Origin of the sequence: Phytoactinopolyspora endophytica (genome assembly GCF_004138495.1) — a bacterium.
GTDB classification, from domain to species: Bacteria; Actinomycetota; Actinomycetes; order Jiangellales; family Jiangellaceae; genus Phytoactinopolyspora; species Phytoactinopolyspora endophytica.
The window spans coordinates 213,315-214,116 of the sequence record NZ_ML142853.1 but is presented as its reverse complement, the minus strand read 5'-3'; the positions used below and the strand labels follow the sequence as shown (position 1 = coordinate 214,116).

At 70.4% G+C, this 802-nt stretch carries 1 protein-coding gene; it reads right to left on the bottom strand.

Annotated elements, in window-relative coordinates; all coding sequences use genetic code 11:
* Window positions 1-802: golvesin C-terminal-like domain-containing protein (locus ELR45_RS35030; RefSeq protein WP_205856445.1), on the bottom strand; the 802-nt coding region annotated here is incomplete at both ends.

The following is an 802-nucleotide window of genomic DNA, read 5'->3' as shown; positions in this document are numbered from 1 at the left end:
GACGACGCGGTCGCCGCCTGGACGTCGGCGGGTGTCGCGGGGACCGCGTCGCGGGTGAGGGTGACCCCGTCCGCGACGACGTAGCCGTCGGCGTCGTTGCTGAGCTCGACCGTCGCGGCATTACCGGCGTCGAACGGGAAACTTCCCAGGTTGACCCAGACGCCGGGCCGATCGCCGTCGGTGAGGCTGCGGGCCTGCCCGCGCTGATCCACCTCGACCGTGGTGCTTCCGTCCGCATGGTGCACCGTGTAGGCGGCGTCGGACGCGCGGTTCGGGTGCGAGACGTACCAGACCAGCACGTTGTAGTGGCCGGTCACGGGGACGTCGGGCCGCCAGCTGGCGGTACGGTCACCGGATCCGGCGGGCGCGGAGCGGTAGCTGACGCCGTAGTACGGATGGCCCTCCTGGCCGGTCGCCCGGCTCCAGCTTCCGGACATCTGGAAGGCATCGACCGAGTTGTCGTCGACGACGACGTCACGCACGAGCTCGTTCGCACCGCCGCCGGCGTCGGTGAGGGTGAGATGGTCGAGCGCGATCGCGGTTCCGCCGAGGTGCCCCTTGTCCACCACGGTGAACCTGATCACGTGCGGGCCGCTGTCCAGCTCGACCCCGCCGTGTTGGTACGTCTGGTACGCCTCAAGGGCATCCAGCGTGGGATCGACCAGCCCGTCCGGCAGGTCCTCGCCGTCGATGCTGACCTGGATCTTTCCGAGGTCCCAGTCGCGCGGGTAGCGGACGGCGGCCTCGAACTCACCCGCCTCGTCGAGCCGGAACGGGATCTCGACGTAGTCGCCCGGCTCGC